The organism is Vibrio sp. 2130-1 (genome assembly GCF_033339515.1).
Map to the genome: position 1 here is coordinate 356304 of NZ_JAWOUT010000002.1, position 20392 is coordinate 376695.

The window sequence follows — 20392 nt, forward strand, 5'->3', positions numbered from 1 at the left end:
TTTGACGTTTTTGTGCTCTTTTTATTCAATAACCTCTTCTTTTCGTAATTCAATTTGGCATTGGTGCCCGGTTTGGCTACTATGTACAGCTATCAAAAAACCAATCACTCCCTTATGGACACTACCTACAGGTAGATGAGGAAACGATGCAACATCTAGAAGAGATCATTGCTAGCGCGAGCACTGCAATTGAAGCTGCCGAATCGCTAGTCGCACTTGATGAAGTGCGTGTTCAGTATCTGGGTAAAAAAGGTGAGCTAACTGCTCAACTTCAAAGCCTAGGCAAACTACCACCAGAAGAACGCCGTGAAGCTGGTCAAGAGATCAATAAAGCGAAAGGCGTCGTTCAGCAAGCTATCGCAGCTCGTAAAGATGCACTACAACGTGCTGAGCTTGAAGCAAAACTAGCAGCAGAAACAATCGACGTAACACTACCAGGTCGTCGTATTGAAAACGGTGGTTTACACCCAGTAACTCGTACTGTAGAGCGTATTGAGAAGTTCTTTGGCGAACTTGGTTTTAACACCGAGGCTGGCCCAGAGATCGAAGATGCATTCCACAACTTCGATGCGCTAAACATCGCAGCTGATCACCCGGCGCGTACTGACCACGATACTTTCTTCTTCAACCCAGACTTGATGCTTCGTACTCATACGTCAGGCGTACAGATCCGTACGATGGAAAATGGTAAACCACCATTCCGTTTCATCGCACCAGGCCGTGTATACCGTAACGACTACGACCAAACGCACACGCCAATGTTCCACCAAGTGGAAGGCATGCTGGTTGATGAGAACGTAAACTTTGCTCAGCTGAAAGGCATCCTGCACGATTTCCTATGTAACTTCTTCGAAGAAGAAGTAGAAGTACGTTTCCGTCCATCTTACTTCCCATTCACTGAGCCTTCAGCTGAAGTAGACGTGAAAGGCAAAAACGGTAAATGGTTAGAAGTACTAGGCTGCGGTATGGTTCACCCGAACGTGCTACGTAGCGTAGGTATCGATCCTGAAAAATACTCTGGTTTCGCATTCGGTATGGGTGTTGAGCGTCTAACAATGCTTCGTTACGGCGTGAACGACCTACGTGCGTTCTTCGAGAACGATCTTCGTTTCCTAAAACAGTTCAAGTAATCCAGAGGGTTCATCAACATGAAATTCAGCGAATCATGGCTTCGTGAGTGGGTAAACCCTGCGGTTACTACTGACGAGCTAACTCACCAAATTACAATGGCCGGTCTAGAGGTAGACGACGTTCTACCTGTTGCAGGGTCTTTTACTGGCGTTAAAGTCGGTCACGTTGTTGAATGTGGTCAACACCCAGATGCAGACAAACTGCGCGTAACTAAAGTTGACGTGGGTGAAGAAGAGCTTCTAGACATTGTTTGTGGCGCACCTAACTGTCGCCAAGGTCTGAAAGTAGCAGTAGCAACAGTTGGTGCTGTTCTTCCAGGTGATTTCAAAATCAAAAAAGCGAAACTACGTGGCCAGCCATCTCACGGCATGCTTTGTTCATTCACTGAACTAGGTATCGACGTTGAGTCAGACGGTATCATGGAACTAGCAGAAGACGCAGTAGTCGGTACTGATTTCCGTGAATTCCTAGGTCTAGACGACGTAACAGTAGACGTAGACTTAACAGCAAACCGCGCTGACTGTTTCAGCATTCGTGGTCTAGCTCGTGAAGTTGGCGTACTAAACCGTGCTGACGTGACTGAGCCATCAGTAGAAGCAGTTGCCCCTTCAATCGACGATAAAGTGTCTATCGAAGTGAAAGCTCCTGCTGCGTGTCCTCGTTACCTAGGTCGTGTTATTAAGAACGTAAACGTTCAAGCTGAAACACCACTATGGATGCAAGAGAAACTGCGTCGTTGTGGTATTCGCTCTATCGACCCTGTAGTAGACATCACTAACTACGTTCTTCTAGAGCAAGGCCAACCAATGCACGCATTCGATCTAGCGAAGATCGAAGGTGGCATCGTAGTTCGTATGGCTGAGCAAGGTGAGAAGCTAACGCTTCTTGACGGCAACGAAGCAGAACTAAACGCAGATACACTAGTAGTTGCTGACCACAACAAAGCACTTGCAATCGCAGGTATCTTTGGTGGTGAAGAGTCTGGTGTAACAACTGAGACTAAAGACGTTCTACTAGAGTGTGCATTCTTTGCACCTGACCACATCCGTGGCCGCGCACGTAGCTACGGTCTTCACACTGATTCTTCAATGCGTTTCGAGCGTGGTGTGGATTACGCACTACAAGTGAGCGCAATGGAGCGTGCCACTCAGCTTCTTGTTGAGATCTGTGGCGGTGAAGTAGCACCTGTTGTTGCAGTAGAGTCTGAAGCAGACCTACCTAAGCCAAACAAAGTTGCTCTACGTCGTACTAAGCTAGACAACCTACTAGGTCACCACATTGCAGATAGCGACGTAGTAGAAATCCTAGAGCGTCTAGGTTTGACGGTTGAAGCTTCAGAAGAAGGTTGGATGGCAGTAGCGCCAACATGGCGTTTCGATATCGCTATCGAGCAAGACCTGATTGAAGAAGTTGGCCGTATCTACGGTTATGACAACATTCCTAACCAACACCCAGCAGCAGCACTTAAGATGCACAACCACGTTGAAGCGGATCTTCCACTGAAACGCGTTCGTGATCTTCTTGTTGACCGTGGTTACCACGAAGCAATTACATACAGCTTCGTTGAGCCTGAGCAACAAAAGCTAGTTGTACCTGGTGTTGAGCCTCTAGTGCTTCCAAACCCAATTTCTGCAGACATGTCGGCAATGCGTCTTGGTCTTATCCAAGGTCTGCTGAACACAGTTGTTCACAACCAGAAGCGTCAACAGCCACGCGTTCGTCTATTCGAATATGGCCTACGTTTCATCCCATGTGAATCTGCAGAAAACGGCATGCGTCAAGAGCCTATGCTTGCAGGTGTTATTGCTGGTACTCGTGGTGAAGAGCACTGGGATATCGAAACCAACACTGTTGATTTCTTCGACCTTAAGGGCGATCTAGAAGCGATTCTAGAGCTATCTGCGAACGAAAAAGCGTACTCTTTCGCTGCACTGTCACCTGAAAGCAAAAAAGCTAACCCAGCACTTCACCCGGGTCAATCTGCGGCAATCATCGTAGACGGCAAAGAAGTGGGCGTGATCGGTACCGTTCACCCTGAGCTTGAGCGTAGGTTCGGTCTAAACGGTCGTACTATCGTATTCGAAATCGAATGGTCTGCAATCAACAGCAAAGTGATCCCAGAAGCGGTAGCGCTTTCTAAGTTCCCTTCAAACCGTCGTGATATCGCGGTAGTAGTGGATGAAGCTGTTGCATCTGGTGACATCGTTAACGCTTGTCTAGAGCAAGGTGGCGAGTTCCTTAAAGATGCGAAACTGTTCGACGTTTACGTAGGTAAAGGCGTTGAAGATGGTAAGAAGAGCCTAGCAATCGCTCTGACTCTACAGTCACTTGAGCGTACGCTGGAAGATGCAGATATCGCTGGTGCGGTTGACGCTATCGTTGCTCACGTTTCTGAGAAGTTTGGTGCGTCTCTGCGTGACTAATCTCGCGTAACGTATCTTCTTAAGAAATGAAAACCCTGCCAGTTTGGCAGGGTTTTTTATTTTTAGGATTACCTTGTCGTTGTTCAAGTTCCTTACTGCTCGCACCCCCCCCTCATTACTTTAAAATACTAGACCAAACTAGGGATGGCCCTTACCCGAGATTAGGAACGTATTGTTTTTCAGCTAATACACGCTAACGATAGCTTATTGGCGGTTAGGCAGCGAGTGAGAGGGTATAGCTAAGCAGAAGAGGCAGCGTAAGAATGCTGAAAAAGTTGCCAAATAGTACCATTGACGCCACCTTCATGGGTTCTATATTCAGCCTTTCCGCAAATAGGTAATTCATGACGGCTGGCGGCAGCATTGTGAAGAGCACCATCATTTGCAATTGCATCGTTGGAAGGGGAATTAACCAATAAATAAGTGCAAAAGCGACAGCGCCAGTTGCCAGTGACTGCACGGTACACAACACACCAATCTTTAAACCGTCCAACCTTAAATGACACATTTGTGCCCCCAGAGATAAAAGCATCACGGGTACGGCCGCTTGCCCAAGTAGAGCCGTGGCTTCGTATAAAGGCGCCCATGCACCCACATTTGACACGTTGAGAAACAGAGCCAACGACGCTGCTAAAAAGATTGGCATCTTGACTATTTGCTTAAAAGGGTTGCCATGACTAAGCAGCATTACGCCTAAGCTGATATGCAAGCATGCTGACACGACAAATAAAAGCACTGCTGACGACAGCGCAATTTCTCCAAACGTATAGGTAAACAAAGGAATAGCTAGATTTCCGCTATTGCGAAACATATGTGGTGGCGCCCAGGTTTTAAACGAGAGTGACGTCCATCGACATACCGGGATCATGAGTAGTGCGGGAATTAAAACCGCGACAATTGCCGCCAAAAGAAGCGGCCCCTGATTTGAATCGAGCGGCATGCTAACGAGTGACGAAAATACCAGTGCTGGCGTAAATACCTCAATATTAATGCGGTTTATTGGGCGAAAGTCAGGCTTGATGTAACGACCGACCAAATAGCCAACTCCGACAAGAGCAAAAACAGGGAAAAGAATATTTATGATTTGATTAATCATGGTCGCCTAGAAGCAGTGTAAGAAGCTAATGAGGAAATACACGAACTTCCACATTATCAATCTTTATATATGGCGTCATCGTTAAACAGCGAGAAGCGTGGGTTTAATCAAGCTTTCTAAGCACAGTTGCAAAGTACAGGTGGTCATACCTTTTAATCTAATTGTTACGTATCGAGTTACATACAAATCACTGAATTTACGACAAGTTCTATGTCAAGTGTCTGTTAAATAACCAATATCTGATATTTTTATTAAATAGTGTTTAATGTTGATATTTAAACTAATTTTAGTTTTATAATCTGGATGTTTTTCCTGATAAAGATGAAACAAAAACAAAAATATCAAATTTCTGGCGTTTAACAATAATTTACGTAGTGCTATTCCTTTTGTTCGCCAAGAAAAAAGTTGGCGAAAATCATAAGCTTGTCATACACTTCCAGATGTAACCCCGATATGTTGTTGAATTGGTAGGGTAAAACTGCTCTGGCGCTACACTAACGTAGCATTGTTTAACATAGCTTTGAGGAAAGTTTTATGGCGCTCACAAAAGCCGAACTGGCAGAAAACCTGTTTGATAAATTAGGATTTAGTAAGCGGGACGCCAAGGAAACGGTGGAAGTGTTCTTTGAAGAGATTCGTAAGGCACTGGAAAGTGGCGAACAGGTAAAACTGTCAGGTTTTGGTAACTTTGATCTTCGTGACAAGAATGAACGACCTGGTCGTAACCCGAAAACTGGTGAAGATATTCCAATTACTGCTCGACGTGTAGTGACTTTTCGCCCGGGTCAGAAGTTAAAAGCTCGTGTAGAAAACCTGAAGAAAGTACAGTAAGCCGAATAAATGGATCACGCTAAGGCGTGGTCTTTTTTTGCGTAAAATTCGTGTGCATACAAATGAAAACCACCGCAATGCGGTGGTTTTTCTGTTTATGAGAGACGCTTAATGATATCGGTTACGCCGCTTCTAGATGCGTTGTTAAGTATGGTTGCCATGCTTGTTGGTACAAGTTCTTAGACTGTGTACGCATGTTGCGAATAGAGGCAAGCTCTATTTCGCTTAGCTCACGTTTTTCCAACATCGCTTGACGTTCTAGTTTCTGGATTTTTTCGTATAGGTCGTGTTCGGGACCGCTTTTTACATCTGCGATTGCTTTCAAGTGCAGTTGAACTTCGGCTACTAGGTTTGTTTTTGGTAAACGAACGAGCAAGTTCAAGTCTCTATATCCTGAAGGGCCAGGTTTTTTGAATCGATTTTTTACTTTCACAATCGTTGTTTCACGCTCTAACGTTTCATAAATGGAGACTAAACTCGCGACGTCTTCAGCTACAATCGTTGCACGTGCTAGGTCAGTAATACGTTCAACTTTCCCATCTAACTCTAAAGCTATCTTTTCTTCTGCTCGTTGTTTGGATTTCACGCCTGCGAAGTATGGCTGAGCGTCATTAAGAAGTGCGGTACTTTTACAGATAGTTTCAAGTTCAAATTGCGCTTGGTGAGCTTTGCTGTAAAGAATGTCGAAGTCAGAATATGGCTGATTTGGTGTGGTGTCGATTGACTGAATGCCATATAAACCGCTAAGGCTGTGTTTAAAAAGTTTCGAACAAACTTCGTTTTGGCTGGTTGAACGATTTTGTTCGCCACTAGGTGCAGGGGTAATTGGAAGTGCGGCAAATGCCGGTGCACGGCTAAGTACCAAAAGCATCAATGCTGTAGTACGAAGAAATAAGCTCATTCACTCTCCTTAACTTGCTTGTACTTAGAAAATAGGGAACATAAAGGTCGCTAAGTTCGGCAAATCAGGTACTAACTTATAAATGGGGCCATTACGAAAGATTCCAAGGTTTCAGTTTTATCTTGAAGTAGAATCGTGCGTTAGATCACCATTTCTCTTTTCTTTATTCTGATTATCAGATAAAGGCGCGTCTCCTATGAGACCGATTACATCCTATCACCGCAGTATTAACCAAAGATGAACGGCATAGACAAATTGAAAAAAAACGTTAGTCTTACCTCTCAAAATGAAAACAGCCGACAAGTAGAAAGTAAAATGAGAGACCAAGAATTTTGGCATAACAAATGGGCCAGCAATCAAATCGGATTTCACTTGGAAGATGTAAACCCGCTATTACCAGTATATTGGAAACACACTAATCCAAAGCGTGAAGATAAAGTGTTAGTTCCTTTATGTGGAAAGTCAGAAGACTTGATTTGGCTAGCGATGAAGCATGATTCGGTTGAAGGTGTTGAGCTAAGCCATATTGCTGTGCGTGCCTTTTTTGCTGAACATTTTTACACGCCAACGGTAACGCCTCTTAATGGCATGCACGAGCTTTATCAATTTGATGAGCTCTCTATTTATACTGGGGACTTTTTCACTGCACCAGTATCTCAAGCCGATATCATTTATGATCGCGCCGCGTTGGTTGCTTTACCGCAAGATATGCGAGAGGAGTATGTAGAGCGTCTCAAGCAACTGCTGAACCCAGGCGGTCGTATTTTGCTTGTCACACTCAACTATCCTCAAGAAGAGATGGCGGGGCCTCCATTTAGCGTGCCGGTCGAAGAGATAGAGCAGTTATTTTCAGGTTACAAAGTTACTTGTTTGAACGTAGATGAAGCTGACGAGAATCATCCTAAAATTGCGAAAAAAGGCTTAAGTCGCTTCTCTGAAGAAGTGTACTTAATCGAGAGTGAATAGGCTCTCTTCGGTTTGGAACACGAAATAGCGCAGCAATTTGAGCTGCGCTATTTTTGTATGAGTGGTTCGTATTTAATAAATGATATTCACTTTTGAAGCACTTTCAACAGCATCTTGAACGGCTTCTTCGGTGGTTTTTCGTCGCGTAAGGACAACACCTAAACGGCGGCGACCATCGATTTCTGGCTTACCGAATAGACGAACTTGTGTTTGAGGTTGAGCTAAAGCTTTGCTTAGGTTTTCAAAGCGAATGTTTGTGGAAGTCCCTTGTCCAAGAATAACAGCAGACGCAGATGGGCCATATTGCACAATATTATTAATTGGCATTCCGGTAAACGCGCGCACGTGGAGAGCAAACTCAGACATTTCCTGTGAAATCATTGTAACCATACCCGTATCGTGAGGGCGAGGAGAGACCTCATTGAAAATGACTTTATCGCCTTTAACAAATAGCTCTACACCAAAGATGCCGTAGCCACCGAGCGCGTTTACCACTTTCTCAGCCGTGTATTCAGCTGCTTTTACTGCGTTTTCTGACATAGTTTGCGGTTGCCATGATTCGCGGTAGTCGCCATCTTCCTGACGATGACCAATTGGAGCACAGAAATGCACACCGTCAACGGCTCTGATGGTCAATAAAGTGATTTCGTAATCGAAGTCGATAAAACCTTCCACGATAACGCGACCTGCACCCGTACGCCCGCCTTCCTGAGCGTAATCCCATGCTTTTGTAACGTCGTCTTCGGTCTTGATAACACTTTGCCCTTTACCTGAAGAGCTCATCACAGGCTTCACCACGCACGGAATACCCACATGCTCAACCGCGGCTTTGAAGTCTTCAAAGTTATCTGCAAAACGATAAGGTGAAGTCGTCAATTCCAGTTCTTCTGCTGCCAAACGTCGGATACCTTCACGATTCATTGTTAGCCTGGTTGCCTTAGCGGTTGGAACAACATTCAGTCCTTTCTCTTCAAGCTCTACCAGTTTGCCGGTTGCGATGGCTTCAATTTCTGGTACGACGTAAGTAGGTTGTTCCTTCGTAATAACTTCTTCTAAGGCGTTCCCATCTAACATGTCGATAACATAACTACGGTGAGCGACTTGCATCGCTGGAGCATTGGCATAGCGATCACAAGCAATCACTTCTAAACCAAGTCTCTGGCATTCAATGGCGACTTCTTTACCGAGTTCGCCAGAGCCTAAAAGTAATACACGGGTAGCATTTGCGCTAGTTGCAGTGCCAAACATAGTGTTCCCTTACAAAATAGAGTGATGAGACAGAAATTGCAGGAGATCATACTGAAGTTTTATGACAAAGCAAACGTTTGCTTTTGGTTTTTAGGTAATAAAAAAGCTCTACATGTTGTAGAGCTCTTTGTTGAATTTGTCGTTTATACGTTGACAAAACTAAGCGGAATATCTGGATTCAACGCTTCCAACGTTGATTGCGTATCGGCTAAGTGACTGATCTTACCTTCAGAGTTTTCTACCAATGCAGCGGCTTTGATGCTGTCAAAGGTTTCACCCGCAAGTAAAACTTGGATTAGCGCAACTTGTAGCGGTGGCAAGCTAGGATTAAACGCTGCATTTTCTGCATAAGCACCTTGGAATACACGGCCGCTAGTCATCTCTAATGCTAAACCACTCAAGTTGTTGGTGTATGGAGAGTGGCTCATGTTCATCGCTTCAACTGCACTTTGGATGAGTGCGTCTTCATCATCACATGAGAACTGGTGTTGAACTTCTGCCATTAAGCCGGACTCGATACCGAGATCGTTTGGTCCAAAGGCTTCAGGCAGGTATTCATGAAGTGACTTTTCTTCGCGTTCCGGGAGCTGGATTTTAAGCTCGTTTGCGGTAGATAACTCATTCATGAACTGGCGGCAGTGACCACATGGGCTGAAGTTGATAGTGATATCTTTAACACCACGTTCGCCTTTCATCCAAGCATGGCTAATCGCAGACTGCTCTGCGTGAACCGTTTGACCCAACTGTACACCAAAGAATTCCATGTTGGCACCGAAGTAAAGGCGACCTGAAAGGCCACGAACGATAGCGCCGACATAAAAGTCAGAAAGGGGAGCATAGGAGTACGCTGCGGCAAAAGGAAGTAGCGCAACACGAAGCTCTTTGTCTGATAGACCGGTAGCTGAAAGCAACTGCTCAAATTGTTGAACTGAAAGCGTAGCATCAAAATCATCAGCTTGGATGATAGGAGCAAGTTGTTTGGAAAGTGCTTCTGGAGCGCCTGCTAGCGCCTGTTCAATGCGACTTTTCATGTTGAATCCTTGTTATTGCATGGACAGTTATTCTATGTGAAAGATAGAAATGTTCCGTGCGTTAGATCACGATAAATAATGCAATTGATAATTCTGTTACATAATTAGAGTGAGCTCACACATGTATTCGATTGCACAGGTGTGAAGCGTTATCTCCGTCTCACAATTAACCATATCAGTATATGTTCATATGACCAAGGAGCAGGAGTATGTTACCCACGCGACTTTACCGCTATGCTACTTTATACCTACGTAATCTAGAGCGAGTGGTAGAACCTAGAATGCTAACGCTATGAATGTATATCTCGATCAAGTCCCTTCACGGTATTACTGGGTGAGGTTGATAGATAAGATAGGGTTTTGAAAAGGGTAAGGAAGAAGCGGAAAGGCTACGGCCTGCCGGAAGGAGGGCAGACCGAGAGCGCTTAACTATTGATATAGCCAGACAGCCAAAGCAAAAAAGCTTGGAGCCAAAATAGAAGTTATGATCCCACATAAAACCAATGCGAGTGATGAGAACGCGGCATCTATGGGCTGTTTCTCTGCACAAGTAGCGGTGCCTAAGGCATGAGAGACTGTACCCATTGTCAGACCACGTGCAATCGGGTGTTTAATTCCAATCAAATTGTAAATTGGGTATGCCAAAATTGCGCCCAATAAACCGACAATCAGAACCAAGATCGCTGCAACGGCGGCTTCACCACCGAGGTGACTCGATATTTCCATCGCTATTGGTGTAGTGACGGACTTACCCACTAGACTCGCGATTAAACTGATATCCGCTTTGAAAGCGACTGCGATCAAGGTGGTTGTCATCATCGACATCACACTGCCTACTGTGCAAGCAAAAGTGATGATTCGCCAGTTTGCTTTAATCTGTGGTAGTTGTTCATATAACGGGTAAGCCAGAGCAACTACGGCTGGTTGAAGTAAAAAACTGATCCCTTCGTTATCCGCATAATACGTTTCAAACGGTACATTTAAGTAAGTAAGCAAAGGAATGAGCACTGCAATACTGATCAGCAAAGGATTTGCTAGAGGATTATTCACTTTGATTGCAATTTGGCGCGCGACAAGAAAAACCGCAATGGTAACAACTAACCACATATCAGTGCTTCTCCTTTAACAAGTAGTCCAGCAGCCAAGCGAGGCTGACTAGTACAATGAGTGAGCCTCCAACTGCGCTAGCAATGATAGGGAGGGCATTAGCGAGTAGCATATCGAAATGTTGCATTAATCCCACGCTAATAGGAACGAACAATAAGATCATATAGCGGATAAATAGCGTGGCGCCCGGTTTGACCCAGTCGACTTTTACAAGCCCAAGAGTCATGGAGAAAAACAGTACGAGCATACCGATGACACTTCCTGGAACGGAAACGCCAGTGAACTTTTGAATGGTAATTCCGATGCCAAGTGCTCCCATGATGAGGAAGATTGAAATGAGCAGTTGGATCAGTTGTAAGAATCGTTCTTTAATCATTTTGACAGTATATAAACAACAAGCACACCATAAGGTGCGCTTGTATTAGGAGGAGTTAGGAAGCTAAGCTCTCTACATAACGGTACACGGATTTTAATATCGCAATCTTCTTTTCGTCACTTTCATGTTCGTGAACTAAGTTTTCTAAATTCAGCATGTACTCTTCAATTTGGCTTTCAAACACTTCTCGACAGTGTAGTGCCCAGCGTCTTTGTTCTTGCTCGTCTAATGTGCCTGGGAAGTTACGCGCACGATAGCGGAACAATAGAGGTTTAATGCGCTTGTCATCAAATTCAATGTCTAATGCAGCAAGATTATTCGGATCGGTTTCGCGAATGATATCCATAGCTGCGCGATCGGCTGGAGAAAAGAACCCGTCGTAAAGTTGTGTATCGACGTCATCACTTTTATCGAATTTGCGCTCGACTGAAAAGAGGCTAATCAGCTTTTCTCTAATTTCAGGATGTTGGCGCAACAAAGCGAGATTGGCGAGACATTGTTGGCGATCAATGCCAATAGACTCTGCATTTTCAGCCGTTAACGTTTTTGCAGGGGCGAGAATAGGGCATTTGTTCAAATGAACTAGTTTAACTGGCACTGGTAGCAATTCACCAAGATCTTCGCGCTTCGTGTAGAGTCTTTCGTGCAGCTCTTCTGCGGATAGCTCAAGAATAGGTTGAGGGTCTTTCGCTAAATCGATGGTGATAACGGCGTTATTATTGGTTGGATGCCAAGCAACAGGCACAATCCAGCTAGTGTACTGGCATTCGCGCCCTAGCATGCCTGAAACGTGCATCAACGGTGTCATGTTGACGATGTCGACTAAATCATTGAGCTTGCGCTTTTGGCGCATAGAAAAAAAGTAATCAAACAATTTTGGTTGCGCTGCTTTTACTTTCTTTGCCATTTCGATAGTCGCAACCACATCTGCCATGGCATCGTGCGCGTTACTATGTTCTATGCCGTTAGCCACGGACAAATGTTCTAATTTAAAGCTAGTGAAGCCATCTTCGTTTTCTGGCCATTCTACGCCTTCTGGGCGAAGGGCATGGCACGCGCGTAGTACATCGAGTAAATCCCAACGTGAGTTACCGTTTTGCCAACTCCATGCGTATGGATCGATAAAGTTGCGATAACAAGTATAACGGGTCACTTCGTCATCAAAGCGAATGCTGTTGTAGCCTAAACTGGTGGTATTTGGTCTCGCGAGTTCAGCGTGAATCTTAGCGATAAACTCTGGCTCAGAAAGGCCTTCTTGAACCGTTTTTTGCGGAGTAATACCAGTAATAAGTGCAGCTTCAGGAGACGGAAGATAATCAGCCGGTGGTTGACAGTACATGACTAAAGGCTCGCCGATGATATTAAAGTTTTCATCTGTACGAACACCAGCAAACTGGCTTGGGCGATCTTTCGCGGGGTTGGTTCCCCATGTCTCATAATCAAAGAAGAAAAAAGTGGGCTGATTATCTTGGTGCATTCTGCTTACCGTTTACAAAACCGATGACAGTATTAGACCATTCAACGCCTTGACTAGCAACGAAAGATGCAAGTTGAATTTTTGAAAATGAAAAAAGCCGATGGCGAACCATCGGCTTGATATTTTACGTTTTATCGCTTTGGAAGGAATTTGAGTTCTATGCTCGTGTTTCTTCCAATGTTGCTTCACTTCCTGGTGACTTCAGCACTCGGCTAGCAATTGTACCCGCAGTCATTGAACCTGAAACGTTTAGTGCGGTACGTGCCATGTCAATCAGTGGTTCAATAGAGATAAGCAGTGCCGCGATGGTTACAGGCAAGCCCATTGCAGGAAGAACAATCAAGGCTGCAAACGTCGCACCGCCGCCGACACCTGCAATACCAAATGAGCTGATGGTGATAATCGCAATCAATGACAGGATAAAGTGTAGATCAAGTGGGTTGATGCCCATTGTCGGAGCTACCATCACTGCAAGCATTGCAGGATAGATACCCGCACAGCCGTTTTGGCCGATAGTGGCACCAAACGATGCTGATAGGTTTGCAATCGCTGGTGGTACGTTAAGCTTCGTGATTTGCGCTTCTACGTTTAGTGGAATTGTTGCTGCTGAGCTACGAGATGTAAACGCGAAGGTCAGTACAGGCCAGATTTTCTTAAAGTATTCCGCAGGGCTAACGCCAACAAAAGAGACCAATACGCCATGAACAACAAACATCAGTGCGATAGCAACATAAGACGCCACAATAAAGCCAAGTAGGTTTAGGATGTCGCCTGCGCTTGATGTCGCTACCACTTTTGCCATCAGTGCTGCGATGCCGTATGGCGTTAGGGCCATGATCATCTTCACTAGTCGCATAACGATAGATTGAGCAGCTTCTACGAAAGTACGAATCGGTGATTCCAACTCTGCTTTTTCCATCATCACTTTACGAGCGGCGATACCAGTTAACACGCCGAAAATCACAACAGCGATAATTGATGTCGAGCGAGCACCTGTTAGATCAGCAAATGGGTTGGTTGGAATGAAGCTAACTAGCATTTGCGGAATAGTTAAGTCACTTACTGTACCGGCACGGCTTTCTAAAACGGCGATACGAGCGGTTTCACGCGCACCTTCAGTTAACCCTTCTGCTGACAGGCCAAATGTCGTTGTCACCAAAATACCGATAAGTGCAGCAATTGCAGTCGTTACAAGAAGAACAGAGATGGTCAGGCCAGAAATTTTACCTAAAGATCCACCTTTCTCCAACTTAACAACTGCAGAGATCATCGATACCAACACCAGTGGCATGATGACCATTTTCAGTAGACCAACGTAGCCACTGCCTACAATGCCTACCCATTCAAGTGTTTGAGCAATTGCGCTGTTGCCTTCACCGTGAATGAGTTGCAAAGCAAGACCAAAAAGAGAACCGGTAACAAGACCGATCAAAACGAGACGTGAAAGAGTGTGTTTCTTTTGTTGTTGATTAAATAGAAAGAACAATATGCCAACAAAGACGGCTAGAGAGGCTATCACTGCAAAATTCATAATTTGACCTTATCAACCAGCCGAAGTGGCGGTTGTTTTTTATACGGGGTTTTATACGGATTTATTTATGGAGCGTAAGATAACGCTCGTGATATAACTTTAAAAATGACAAACGGGTATTAGCTAGATCTAAAATGAATATAAAAACGAGATCTAAGTCGCGTGAGAGTGTGAATTAGCACGTTAATTGTACAAAATGGTTATTCGTAGTGATGCAGTAAGTCACGCATTTCTTTCCTTTGTAAGTAAACCACCGAGTCTTCTTGATAACTGAAAAGTTGATAAATCATCGCTTTGGCGACATCTTCTGCTCGAATAGGTAAAAAGTTGGACAGTTTGCCAAGCATAAGTGGGCGAATTACCTTAAACAGAGTTTGTACTAACTTCTCGTCCATTCTTGGGTTTTGACGTTGACCAACAAGCGGGCCTGGGCGAACAAATACGATTTCCTCAAAATCCATAGCTTCGATTCGTTGTTCCATTTGTCCTTTACAAGCTAAGTAATGGGATGGCGATTTACTATTTGCACCGAGGCTAGAAACAACCGCAAGGCGTTTGACTCCGATTGTTTTCATTTGTTGCGCGACTTTGCACACCAGATCAACATCTACTCTACGCAAATTATCCTTACTGCCTGCTTGCTTAAGGGTCGTGCCTAAACAGATAAAGCCGATGGTTGGTGTTGGTTGGTTCTCATCCCATTTGTGGATAGAAAGGTCTGCATCAATGAGAGGAATAAGCTTGTTGTCCACATCTAGGACGCCATCGAGTGGGCGGCGAGAAAGATAATATAATGTTCCAACACCTGATTGATTTATGAGGTTTGCAATGACTTTTGAGCCTACTAAGCCAGTTGCACCGGCGATGATTGCGCAGGTGTTGTTATCCATATCTTTTCTCCTATATGGGAACATAGTCTAAGCTATTGTAGCGGATTTCAACGAGTTACTTATAATCTCGTGCAAGAAAGGTGAGACGCTCTGCGAACTCGGCAGACTATCCTGAGATAAACTTGATTAGCGCTGCCCCAATTGGATGCAAGTGTATACAATAGTGGGGCGCGCAAAAACTGTCGCTGAACAAGACCTCTTGAACAACAGAACACCTCTCACCCAGACAACATCAAAGGAACGTAAAAAATGGATGACTCTTTTGCTGCGGAGATACAAGCACGCATAGATAACAAAACCAAACCCGTCGGTTCTTTAGGCTTATTGGAAAAGGTGGCACTGCAGTTAGCTCTTATTCAAAGTCAGAATAAACCTCAGCCAGTTGATTCCATCGCTATCTGCAAACCAAGCATGCTGGTATTTGCTGGAGATCACGGCGTTGCAGAGGAGGGTGTGAGCATTGCGCCAAGCGAAGTCACTCAGCAAATGGTGGTTAACTTTCTCGCTGGCGGCGCAGCCATCAACTGTTTTTGCGACATCAATGGCATTCAACTCAAAGTAATAGATTGCGGCATGTTGGCTCCTATTGATGTGCTTGTTCCAGAATTTAAATCCCATCCCAACTTGGTTGAACAACGGTTGGGTAACGGTACGGCTAATTTTTCTAAACAATCAGCGATGTCCCCAGAACAAGTGGCGTTAGGTTTAGAATATGGTGCGAAGATTGCTGAGCATACCATTTTGCATGGTTCAAACCTCTTGATGTTCGGCGAGATGGGCATCGGTAATACCAGTTCGGCCTCAGCACTGTTATCGGCGCTGAGCTCATTAGATATTGATTATTGTGTTGGCGTTGGCACCGGAATCAATCAACAGCAGTTGAGCCGCAAATATAAACTGGTAGCACAGGGGGTAAACCGATGTCGAGGTCTTGATACCAAAGCGATTCTCGCACAGGTTGGGGGCTTTGAAATCGTACAAATGGTGGGCGCTTTTTTAGAAGCCAAGCGGCTTAAAACTCCAGTTTTAGTGGATGGGTTTATCGTATCGGTAGCGGCTTATATTGCGACGTTGTTAGACGAAGAAACGCGTGAATACATGTTGTTTGCCCATCGCTCTGAAGAAAATGGACATAAATTTGTATTGGAACATCTTAAAGCAGAACCTCTGCTCGACCTTGGTTTACGGCTAGGGGAGGGAACAGGAGCCGCTCTTGCCTTACCGTTGTTAAAAGCTGCCGCCCAGTTTTACAACAAAATGGCGAGCTTCGAGAGTGCAGGAGTTACAGTTTAGTGTCAGTCCCTGATAATTCTGAGAAAGTCACGCCGTCATCGTTAAGATACCAGTGGGAGTTATTTCTATTAGCTACCAGTTTTTTTAGCCGCTTACCCGTGCCCCAAGCGTTGCCTTACAGTGAAGAACGCATGAATCAGGCAGGCCGTTACTTCGCGTTAGTTGGTCTCGTGCTTGGAGCGCTTTGCGCTTTGGTATTCTCGCTCACCTCAATTCTTTTCCCAGAGTCGGTTGCCATAGTATTAACGATGGTGTTTAGCTTATTGTTAACTGGGGCTTTTCACGAAGACGGCTTGACCGATATGGCGGATGGCATTGGCGGTGGCATGACCGTAGAGCGACGCCTCTCTATTATGAAAGACAGTCGTATTGGCACTTATGGTGCCGCCACTCTCATTATGGCGTTATTGGCTAAGTATGTTTTTTGGAGTGAATTGGCTAACTTGCCGCACTTTTGGTTGGTCATTGTCGTCGCTTACACCGCAAGCCGAGCACTAGCAGCGACGCTTATTTATGACATGCCTTATGTCAGTGACAGTGATACGTCGAAAAGTAAACCGCTAGCAAGTCGCCAGTCTTCTCTAGAAGTCTCCATTTTGTTGTTTACTGGTGGCGTAACATTGCTTGTGCTTGGTATCGCGGATGCGATCTTTATATCGCTTGTTCTCGTGGTATTTCGTTTGATGCTCAAACGTTGGTTAACCAAGAGAATTGGCGGCTTTACGGGGGATTGCCTTGGGGCAGCGCAACAGTTGTCGGAACTGCTTATTTATCTCACTATGATTGGATTGTATCACTCCTCATGAAGCAATTGATACTCGGTGGCGCGCGCTCTGGGAAGTCGCATTTGGCAGAAAAAACAGCTAAGCAATTATCGGTCGCTTCTCATCGATCATTACACTATGTTGCAACCGCGCTGCCATTTGACCAAGAAATGCGAGAGCGAATAGCGCATCATCAAAAGCAACGCGGGGGCGAGTGGCAAGAGCATGAATGCCCCCTTCATTTATCTGAGTTACTGACAAATTTCGCTACCACCGATGTTGTATTGGTCGACTGTTTAACCTTGTGGCTCAACAATTGGATATTTGAGTTAGGTGATGAATGTTCCAATGAGAAGCTAGAAGCAGAAATTGAAAAGCTTATACAGGTGGTACGTGGCTCAGATGCGACGTTAATATTCGTCTCTAACGAGGTTGGAATGGGCATTGTACCTTTGGGGGCGGTTAGTCGTTATTTTGTGGATAATGCAGGACGGATGAATCAAAAACTAGCCAGTGTTTGCCATCGCGTTACCTTTGTTGCTGCTGGTTTGCCGTTGGTTCTTAAAGAGTAGGATGGAACAAAATGAAAACACTCAATATCTATCTTGTGCGTCATGGAAAAGTAGACGCTCTACCAGGACTCCATGGCCAAACAGATGTAAAAGTTACGCCTGCTGATCAAGAGAGTATTGCTCGGGCTTGGGCCGAGAGTGGACGAGGTGTGGGTGGAATAATTTCTTCTCCGCTTTCACGCTGTCAAGAACTGGCAAACATCATTGCTGAACAGCAATTATTACCAGTAATGACGGATGAGTCTTTACAAGAGATGGCATTTGGTGATTTTGATGGTATGCCTTTTGATATGCTCACTGAGCAGTGGAAAAAGCTAGATGCTTTTTGGCAATCGCCAGCACAACATACGTTGCCGAATGCTGAGAGCTTAAGCACATTTTCTGAGCGCATATGTCGCGTTTGGTCTCAAATCATCAACGATATCAATGACAATCTACTTATCGTCACGCATGGTGGCGTCATTCGTATGATTCTTGCTCATGTATTGGAGTTAGATTGGCGTAACCCAAAGTGGTATTCGACGTTGTCGATAGGAAACGCTTCTGTCACGCATGTAACAGTTACCATAGATGAGCAAATTTACGCCTCGGTGCGTTCGATTGGCGTACCTCTTTTAACTCGTTAATTTATAAATATTAAAATGCCCAGAACGATATTGCTTACGGGCATAGTCACGGAAGATGTCAGTGGAAGCCCATCTGCTAGGTGCAGGAAGCGAAAATTGACTCAGTTACATAAAAAGGAAATATAGAAATGACAACGCCGAGTTGGGATTTGTCCATCGTTTATAACGACCTTTCTGACCCACGAATTCAAGACGATATTGCTCTTGTGGAACAATGTATTGATCTTTTGAATAAACAATCAGCAGATTGTGGCAACGTAGAGATCATGCAAAATGCGATTTTGACCAATGAAGCCGCGAGTCGTTTAGCGGGTACAGTTGCAAATTTTGCGAGTTGTTATGCTTCTGTTGATGCAACAAACGCCGAAGCGAAATCGTTACTTGGTAAAATGACCCGCATCTTTTCGGAGCTTTCCCAAGCGTTCAGTCCCTTTGATTTGACACTAACTCATGCCGACGAAGAGTTTATCTTGCGCGTGTTAGACCATGAGAATCCTGATATCAGTGGGCAAGCTTTTTCTATCTTGAATTCTAGAAAGTTGGCGGATACTCGTCTTAGCAACGCAGAAGAACAGTTACTGGCTGCGATGAGTGTGGATGGCAAATCGGCTTGGGGTAACCTATACGATAACCTGACTGGCTCATTGAAAGTGAAGCTTGAGTACACAGATGGTAATAGTGAAGAGCTTGGATTTTCTCAAGCGGCAAGCATTCTTTATGGTTCTGAATTCGAGCGTCAAGAAGCCGCGTGGCGTGGCGTACAAGATGCAATGCAAACGCACCAAGAATCATTCGCTGCGATTTTGAATGCGTTAGCAGGATGGCGCTTAACTGAAAACAAAAAGCGTTCTACGAAGCGTGAAGTTCACTTCCTAGAGCCGAGTTTGCATGGTAGCCGAATCCAAGCTGAAACTTTAAATGCGATGATGACAGTAGCCAAAGACAGTCGAGCTATTGGTCAGAAAGCAGGTTTATTGATGGCGCAAGTACATGGTCTGGATGAGATGAAACCTTGGAATCATCTGGCGGCTATGCCTGCTTTGAGCGGTGAAGCGAAGGTTTACGACTTTGATGAAGCGATTGATGTTATTTGTGAAGCATTTGAAACAGTAAACCCTGAGATGTCGGAGTTTGTCCGTTTGATGGTACAAAATGGTTGGATTGATGCCGCGCCAAATGCTAACAAGCGTCTTGGCGCATACTGCACCAAACTGCCAGCAACGCGAACACCACTTGTGTTTATGACTTGGAGTGGCAGCCGTTCAGACCTTATGACTCTGGCACATGAACTTGGCCATGCGTTCCATAACTGGGTTATACGTGATTTGCCACTTTGCCAAACTTACTACCCAATGACGTTAGCAGAAACCGCCTCTATCTTTGCAGAAAACATCGTTCGTGATCATTTGATTTCGAAAGCTGAGAGCGTTGATGAAAAGCTCGAGATGTTGTGGGAAGAGTTGTCATCTGCGCTAGCTTTAATGATCAACATTCCGGTTCGCTACGAGTTTGAAAAATCGTTTTATGAACGCCGCCAGGATGGAGAGTTAACCGCAGATGATTTCTGTGAGTTGATGTCAGAAACTTGGAAAGAATGGTATGGCGACGTAATGAGCGAACCGGATCCGTACTTCTGGGCAAGCAAGCTGCACTTTTCTATTGATAGCGTGAGCTTTTATAACTACCCATACCTATTTGGCTTCTTGTTTAGCAAGGGTATCTATGCACAGCGAGAAACCAAAGGCGAAGCGTTTTACACCGATTACATCAATTTGCTGCGCGATACAGGCTGCATGATGGCGGAAGATGTCGTCGAAAAGCATCTGTCTATGGATTTAACCCAGCCAACGTTTTGGCAGCAGAGTGTTGAGCTAGTGCGTGAAAAAGTCGATGAGTTTGAGCGTTTGCTCGTACAGCGCGGCTAAGTTTTTCGCAGTGTTGATGCATAATCTGCTTTATAGCTACAAAAATTTGATCAAATCATAATGATCTTAATCAGGGCTGTGGTAAAGTTCACAGCCCTAACACTTTGTAATTGTTTGAAAATTAAACGCCTCAATGCTTGATTTGAGTGCCTGGCGCGAAAAGGCATCGGATTTTCGAGGGAAATAGTGATTTCTACTCATAAG

18 protein-coding genes are annotated in these 20392 nt (G+C 44.8%); 9 read left to right on the forward strand and 9 right to left on the reverse strand.

The window, feature by feature from the left end:
* Positions 1 to 146 precede the first annotated feature (146 nt).
* A complete protein-coding gene (gene pheS, locus R7Q09_RS04160) occupies positions 147 to 1130 on the forward strand; it encodes a phenylalanine--tRNA ligase subunit alpha (protein WP_005385470.1) in 984 nt (327 codons plus the stop codon).
* An 18-nt stretch (positions 1131 to 1148) separates the two neighbouring features.
* Positions 1149 to 3554: a phenylalanine--tRNA ligase subunit beta gene (pheT, locus tag R7Q09_RS04165; protein WP_318070534.1), complete on the forward strand. Its 2406-nt coding sequence runs from the start codon at positions 1149 to 1151 to the stop codon at positions 3552 to 3554.
* 214 nt (positions 3555 to 3768) lie between these two features.
* On the opposite strand, the gene R7Q09_RS04170 is transcribed toward pheT, so the two are convergent.
* Positions 3769 to 4650: an AEC family transporter gene (locus R7Q09_RS04170; protein ID WP_005377901.1), complete on the reverse strand. Its 882-nt coding sequence runs from the start codon at positions 4648 to 4650 to the stop codon at positions 3769 to 3771.
* Positions 4651 to 5184: 534 nt separating this feature from the next.
* On the opposite strand from R7Q09_RS04170, the gene ihfA reads away from it, so the two are divergent.
* Entirely contained in the window at positions 5185 to 5481 is a 297-nt protein-coding gene (gene ihfA, locus R7Q09_RS04175) for an integration host factor subunit alpha (RefSeq protein ID WP_005377899.1), read from the forward strand.
* A 121-nt stretch (positions 5482 to 5602) separates the two neighbouring features.
* Here ihfA and R7Q09_RS04180 read toward each other — a convergent pair whose 3' ends face one another.
* Positions 5603 to 6382 carry a phosphoribosylglycinamide formyltransferase gene (locus R7Q09_RS04180; protein WP_318070535.1) on the reverse strand — a complete coding sequence of 260 codons (780 nt, stop codon included), beginning with the start codon at positions 6380 to 6382 and terminating at the stop codon, positions 5603 to 5605.
* Positions 6383 to 6697: 315 nt separating this feature from the next.
* On the opposite strand from R7Q09_RS04180, the gene R7Q09_RS04185 reads away from it, so the two are divergent.
* Complete coding sequence (locus R7Q09_RS04185; RefSeq protein ID WP_021707633.1) at positions 6698 to 7348, forward strand: thiopurine S-methyltransferase; 651 nt, start codon at positions 6698 to 6700, stop codon at positions 7346 to 7348.
* Positions 7349 to 7420: 72 nt separating this feature from the next.
* Here R7Q09_RS04185 and purT read toward each other — a convergent pair whose 3' ends face one another.
* The 7 genes from purT to R7Q09_RS04220 all read right to left on the reverse strand — a co-directional run bounded on the left by purT (position 7421) and on the right by R7Q09_RS04220 (position 15008).
* The gene (purT, locus tag R7Q09_RS04190) at positions 7421 to 8596 is read right to left on the reverse strand and encodes a formate-dependent phosphoribosylglycinamide formyltransferase (protein WP_017633939.1); all 1176 of its coding nucleotides are present in this window, start codon (positions 8594 to 8596) and stop codon (positions 7421 to 7423) included.
* Positions 8597 to 8739: 143 nt separating this feature from the next.
* Complete coding sequence (gene cdd, locus R7Q09_RS04195) at positions 8740 to 9627, reverse strand: cytidine deaminase (protein ID WP_005385457.1); 888 nt, start codon at positions 9625 to 9627, stop codon at positions 8740 to 8742.
* Positions 9628 to 10056: 429 nt separating this feature from the next.
* A complete protein-coding gene (locus R7Q09_RS04200) occupies positions 10057 to 10734 on the reverse strand; it encodes an LrgB family protein (protein WP_005377888.1) in 678 nt (225 codons plus the stop codon).
* A 1-nt stretch (position 10735) separates the two neighbouring features.
* Positions 10736 to 11110 (reverse strand): CidA/LrgA family protein, encoded by a 375-nt coding sequence (locus R7Q09_RS04205; RefSeq protein ID WP_005397786.1) that lies wholly within the window; start codon positions 11108 to 11110, stop codon positions 10736 to 10738.
* Positions 11111 to 11165: 55 nt separating this feature from the next.
* Entirely contained in the window at positions 11166 to 12587 is a 1422-nt protein-coding gene (gene sbcB, locus R7Q09_RS04210) for an exodeoxyribonuclease I (RefSeq protein WP_167415153.1), read from the reverse strand.
* A gap of 157 nt (positions 12588 to 12744) precedes the next feature.
* Positions 12745 to 14118: an L-cystine transporter gene (locus tag R7Q09_RS04215; protein ID WP_169628426.1), complete on the reverse strand. Its 1374-nt coding sequence runs from the start codon at positions 14116 to 14118 to the stop codon at positions 12745 to 12747.
* Between the two features lie 200 nt (positions 14119 to 14318).
* The gene (locus R7Q09_RS04220; RefSeq protein ID WP_169628427.1) at positions 14319 to 15008 is read right to left on the reverse strand and encodes an NAD(P)H-binding protein; all 690 of its coding nucleotides are present in this window, start codon (positions 15006 to 15008) and stop codon (positions 14319 to 14321) included.
* A gap of 249 nt (positions 15009 to 15257) precedes the next feature.
* On the opposite strand from R7Q09_RS04220, the gene cobT reads away from it, so the two are divergent.
* The 5 genes from cobT to R7Q09_RS04245 all read left to right on the forward strand — a co-directional run bounded on the left by cobT (position 15258) and on the right by R7Q09_RS04245 (position 20188).
* The gene (cobT, locus tag R7Q09_RS04225) at positions 15258 to 16301 is read left to right on the forward strand and encodes a nicotinate-nucleotide--dimethylbenzimidazole phosphoribosyltransferase (RefSeq protein ID WP_213874420.1); all 1044 of its coding nucleotides are present in this window, start codon (positions 15258 to 15260) and stop codon (positions 16299 to 16301) included.
* Positions 16301 to 17107, forward strand: coding sequence for an adenosylcobinamide-GDP ribazoletransferase (locus R7Q09_RS04230; RefSeq protein WP_169628428.1), 807 nt, complete (start codon positions 16301 to 16303; stop codon positions 17105 to 17107). The genes cobT and R7Q09_RS04230 overlap by 1 nt, the downstream gene beginning before the upstream one ends.
* Positions 17104 to 17637 (forward strand): bifunctional adenosylcobinamide kinase/adenosylcobinamide-phosphate guanylyltransferase, encoded by a 534-nt coding sequence (gene cobU / locus R7Q09_RS04235; protein WP_053350418.1) that lies wholly within the window; start codon positions 17104 to 17106, stop codon positions 17635 to 17637. Before R7Q09_RS04230 ends, cobU begins: the two co-directional genes overlap by 4 nt.
* A gap of 11 nt (positions 17638 to 17648) precedes the next feature.
* Positions 17649 to 18263 carry an alpha-ribazole phosphatase family protein gene (gene cobC, locus R7Q09_RS04240; protein WP_169628429.1) on the forward strand — a complete coding sequence of 205 codons (615 nt, stop codon included), beginning with the start codon at positions 17649 to 17651 and terminating at the stop codon, positions 18261 to 18263.
* A gap of 128 nt (positions 18264 to 18391) precedes the next feature.
* Entirely contained in the window at positions 18392 to 20188 is a 1797-nt protein-coding gene (locus R7Q09_RS04245; protein ID WP_213898278.1) for a M3 family oligoendopeptidase, read from the forward strand.
* The last annotated feature ends 204 nt before the right edge of the window (positions 20189 to 20392 follow it).